This window comes from Roseisolibacter sp. H3M3-2 (genome assembly GCF_029211165.1).
In the GTDB taxonomy this organism is placed as follows: Bacteria; Gemmatimonadota; Gemmatimonadetes; order Gemmatimonadales; family Gemmatimonadaceae; genus Roseisolibacter.
In genome coordinates this window covers 1-4,468 of the sequence record NZ_JARGEK010000378.1, presented here as the reverse complement: position 1 = coordinate 4,468, position 4,468 = coordinate 1, and the positions used below count along the sequence as shown (strand labels likewise).

Here is a 4,468-nt window from a genome sequence, read left to right as displayed (position 1 = left end):
GGTCGCAGGTCGCAGGTCGCAGGTCGCAGGTCGCAGGTCGCAGGTCGCAGGTCGTCAGTTCCCGTACCGCGCCGCGTACACCTGCGCCAGCGCCGCCGCGCTGCCGATCACGAAGCGGCACGCGGGCTCGCCGCACGACGCGCACGACAGCTCCAGCACGGCCAGCGGCTGTCCCGCGAGGCGGCCGAGGAAGCCGGCGAGCAGCCCGGTCGTGAACTGGCAGGCGGGGTAGGGGGCCGCCCCCTCCGGCTCGACCTCGAACCACCCCGCGGCGCGCAGCGTCGGCAGCCCCTTCGCGCCCGGCGCCTCGGGCTCCAGCTCCAGCGTTCCCCACCCGTGCGCCGCCGCGTACGCGCCGAGCGACTCGCCGAAGGTCGCCAGCGAGGCGCGCGACGGGTCCTCGACGCCGGCGCGGTCGGCCATCCAGGCCGCGAAGTCGTCGTAGAGCGCGCGCCCCGCGTCGTAGCCGGCGTCGCGCAGGCGCGCCTCGCCCCCCTCCGCGGCCAGCGCGGCGCCGCGCAGCGCCTGCACCAGCGTCCCGGGGAGCCCGACCCCGCGCCGCGCGGGCGCCGTCACGGCGCGCCCCCCTCGGCGCGGCGGCGCAGCTCCGCCTCGTCGATCACGAGCACGCCCAGCTCGCGCGCGCGCTCGAGCTTCCCTCCCGCCTCCTCGCCGGCCACCACGACGCTCGTCTTCTTGGAGACGCTGCTCGTCACGCGCCCGCCGTGCTGCTCGACGAGCGCCGTGGCCTGGTCGCGCGACAGCGTCGGCAGCGTCCCCGTGATCACGAAGGTCATCCCGGCGAAGGTCGTCCCCGACGCCGCGTGCGGCTCCTCCAGCGTCAGCCCGCGCTCGCGCAGCCGCTCGATCAGGATCTGCGCCTGCGGGTCGGAGAACCAGCGGAACGCCGAGTGGGCGATGACGTCGCCGATCCCGCGCACGGCCAGGATGTCGGCCTCGGTCGCCGCGGCCAGGCGGTCCATCGTGCCGAAGTGCCGCGCCAGCAGCCGCGCCGCGATCTCCCCCACGTAGTCGATGCCGAGCGCGAAGATCAGGCGCGACAGCGGCTGCGCGCGCGAGTCGGCGATCGCCTGCACCAGGTTCTCGGCGCTCTTGTCGGCGAACCGCTCCAGCGCCGTGAGCTGCGCCGCCGTCAGGTCGTAGAGCGAGGCCGCGTCGCGCACCAGCCCCGCCTGCAGCAGCTGCTCGATGCGCGCGTACGACAGCCCGCGGATGTCCATCGCCGCGCGCGACGCGAAGTGCACCAGCGCCTCCAGCTGCCGCGCCGGGCACTGGAAGTTGGGGCAGTAGAGCATCCCCCGGTCCTCGCCGGCCACCAGCGCGGTGCCGCACGACGGGCATGCCGTCGGCGGCGCGTACGGCGCCGGCGGGTGCGCCGGGTCGCGCTTCTCGGGGATCGGGCCGATGACCTGCGGGATCACCTCGCCGGCGCGCTTGACCTGCACGCGGTCGCCGACCCGGAGGTCCTTGTCGGCGATGAGGGCGAAGTTGTGCAGCGTCGCCAGCTTCACGGTCGCGCCCCCGATCTCGACCGGCTCCAGCATCGCGAACGGGTTGATCGAGCCGGTGCGCCCGACGTTCACCTGGATGTCGAGCAGCGTCGACTCGGCGATGTCGGGGGCGAACTTGCGCGCCACCGCCCACCGCGGCTCGCGCCCCACGTCGCCCAGCTCGGCCTGCAGCGCCAGCGCGTCGACCTTCACCACGCCGCCGTCGATCGCGAAGTCGAGCTGCGCGCGCGTCGTGCGCTCGACCTCGTGCGCCCACTCGTGCACCTCGGCCAGCGTCTCGCAGCGGCGGCGGTGCGGCGCGACCGGGACCCCCCAGGCGGCCAGCGCCTCCAGCAGCTCGGTCTGCGTGCGGAAGGGGAGGGCGGGGGCGCCGTCGGGGCGGGCGACCGCGTACCCGAAGAAGCGGAGCGGGCGCTGGGCGGTGATGCGCGGGTCGAGCTGCCGCAGCGCGCCCGCCGCCGAGTTGCGCGGGTTGGCGAACACCGGCTCGCCGGCCTTCACCCGCTCGGCGTTCATCTGCTCGAAGCGGCTGAAGTTCATGTAGACCTCGCCGCGGATCTCGATCACGCCGGCGGGCGGCTTCACCTTCCCGTCGGCGCGCAGGCGGAGCGGGACGTCGCGGATGGTGCGCAGGTTGGGCGTCACCACCTCGCCGACGGTGCCGTTGCCGCGCGTCGCGCCGACGGCGAGCACGCCGCCCTCGTAGGTGAGGCTCACCGCCGCGCCGTCGATCTTGAGCTCCGCGCTGTAGCCGGCGGCGCGCACCGCGGCGCCGGCGAGGCGCACCGCGCGCTCCTCCCACGCCGCCAGCTCCTCGTCGGTGAAGGCGTTGCCGAGCGACAGCATCGGCACCAGGTGGCGGTGCTTGGGGAGCGCCGACTGCGGCTCGGCCCCCACGCGCTGCGTCGGCGAGTCGGGGGTGCGGAGCGTCGGGTGCTCGGCCTCCAGCGCCTGCAGCTCGCGGAACAGCCGGTCGTACTCGGCGTCCGAGATGGTCGGGCGGTCGAGGACGTGGTACTCGTGCGACGCGCGCTCGAGCTGCTCGCGCAGGGCGGCCGCGCGCGCGGACAGCTCCGCGGGCGGGGCGCCGGGGCGGGGGGCGGAAGCGGTCATGGCGGCAAACATAGCGCGCCCCCGCCCGCCCCGCCGCTGCCGCGGGCTTACCGCGCGGCGGCCGCCGCGCCGTCCGCGGCCTCGGGGCGCACGTGCGCGCGGAACGTCGGCGAGTCGTAGGCGACCACGCGGTTGCGCCCCGTCTCCTTGGCCACGTACAGCGCCTGGTCGGCCGCGTGCACGAGCGCCTCCTGGTGCCGGATCTCGGGGTGCGGCCACGCCGCCGCGCCGGCGCTCAGCGTGCGCCGCACCTCGCCGCCGTCGTACGCGAAGGCGCGCCCCGCGACCCGCTCGCGCACCCGCTCCGCGAACGCCATCGCGTCGTCGAGGTTCGCCCCCGGCAGCAGCACGATGAACTCCTCGCCGCCGTAGCGCCCGACGCGGTCGATCTCGCGCGCGGTGTGGCGCAGCACGTCCGCCACCTGCCGCAGCACCGCGTCGCCGGCCTGGTGGCCGAGGGTGTCGTTGACGCTCTTGAAGTGGTCCACGTCGCACATCACGACCGCCAGCGGCTCGTTGAGGCGCGCCGAGTGCTCGAACATCTCGGTCAGCCGCTCCTCGATGTGCCGGCGGTTGTCGATGCCGGTGAGGCCGTCGGTCTGCGACATCCGGCGGAGCGCGGCGTTGGCGGTCGCCAGCTCCTCCTGCAGCGCCTTGATGCGCAGCAGCGACTTCACCCGCGCCTCGAGCTCGGCGAAGTCGATCGGCTTCGTGATGTAGTCGTCGGCGCCCGCGTCGAGCCCCTCCACCTTGTCCTCGGTGGTCTCGAGCGCCGTCTGCATGATGATGGGGATGAACGGCAGCTCGGGGTTCCCCTTGAGCCGGCGCACCACCTCGATGCCGTCGAGCTTCGGCATCATGACGTCGAGCAGGATGAGGTCGGGGGCGCGCGCGTGCACGCGCTCCAGCGCCTCCAGCCCGTCGCGGGCGGTCTCGATCTCGTAGCCGCGCGCCGCCAGGCGGGCGCGGAGCAGCTCGACGTTGTCCTCGTGGTCGTCGACCACCAGGATGCGGGTCACGGCGGACTCCGGAATGCGCGCCCCCGCGGCTCAGGCCCGCGTGGCCGCCGGCTCCCCCTTCCCGAGGAACCGCTGCACCTCGGCGACCACCGCGCGCGGCTCGCACGGCTTGGCCAGGTACCCGTCGCAGCCGACCTCCATCGCCTTCTCGCGGTCGCTCGCCAGGGCGTGCGCCGTGAGCGCGATGATCGGGATGCTGCGCGTCTCCGGGTCGTGCTTCAGCACCTGCGTCGCCTCCCAGCCGTCGATGATCGGGATGGAGATGTCCATCAGGATCAGGTCCGGCTTCTCCGACTTCGCCTTGGCGATCCCTTCCTCGCCGTTGAGCGCCTCGGTCACCGTGTAGCCGAAGTGCCGCAGGATCGTGGAATAGACGATGCGGTTGTCCTCGTTGTCTTCCACGAGGAGGACGGTCTTGCCGGTCGCGCTCATGTGTCCCTCGGTCGGGCGGGCGGGCGGTGGTGGCGGGGCGTGTAACTAAGCACGTGACGTCGCCCACGACAGGCGCGCCGGGTCGCTCGGTCGGACCGGAGCAGTCGCATCCCTCGCGCCACCGCGGGCCGCCCGACGCGACTCCCCCCAGTACGAGAGAGCCGGACGCAGCGCTGCCGACGAGCACGGCAATTTCCTTACCACGATTCGCGCGCAGGAGTGACCCCTCGATGGCCAGCCGTTCGACCCCCGCCCCGGCGCCCGCCCCGCGCCCCGCCGCCAGCCAGGTGCGCGACCGCGTGACCGGGCTCCGCGACCGACTCGCCGCGGCCCGTCCCGCCCCCCGCGCGCGCGCGGCGGCCACCGACGACC

Annotated in this window: 4 protein-coding genes; all 4 read right to left on the bottom strand. The window is 74.8% G+C overall.

Going from position 1 to position 4,468, the window contains the following annotated elements; genetic code table 11:
• Positions 1–54 precede the first annotated feature (54 nt).
• From PYV61_RS21435 to PYV61_RS21420, 4 genes are read right to left on the bottom strand one after another with little or no spacing between them, the layout of a single operon-like run.
• Positions 55–576: a V4R domain-containing protein gene (locus PYV61_RS21435; RefSeq protein WP_275835485.1), complete on the bottom strand. Its 522-nt coding sequence runs from the start codon at positions 574–576 to the stop codon at positions 55–57.
• Positions 573–2,645, bottom strand: coding sequence for an NAD-dependent DNA ligase LigA (gene ligA / locus PYV61_RS21430; protein ID WP_275835483.1), 2,073 nt, complete (start codon positions 2,643–2,645; stop codon positions 573–575). Before ligA ends, PYV61_RS21435 begins: the two co-directional genes overlap by 4 nt.
• 47 nt (positions 2,646–2,692) lie before the next feature.
• Complete coding sequence (locus PYV61_RS21425) at positions 2,693–3,664, bottom strand: diguanylate cyclase (protein ID WP_275835481.1); 972 nt, start codon at positions 3,662–3,664, stop codon at positions 2,693–2,695.
• A 30-nt stretch (positions 3,665–3,694) separates the two neighbouring features.
• Positions 3,695–4,096 carry a response regulator gene (locus PYV61_RS21420; RefSeq protein WP_275835479.1) on the bottom strand — a complete coding sequence of 134 codons (402 nt, stop codon included), beginning with the start codon at positions 4,094–4,096 and terminating at the stop codon, positions 3,695–3,697.
• Positions 4,097–4,468: the final 372 nt, after the last annotated feature.

What these genes read in the sequence shown, in the direction of transcription:
- ligA (WP_275835483.1), bottom strand. Translation starts at nt 2,645, where the DNA reads ATGACCGCTTCCGCCCCCCGCCCCGGCGCCCCGCCCGCGGAGCTGTCC.
- PYV61_RS21420 (WP_275835479.1), bottom strand. Translation starts at nt 4,096, where the DNA reads ATGAGCGCGACCGGCAAGACCGTCCTCCTCGTGGAAGACAACGAGGAC.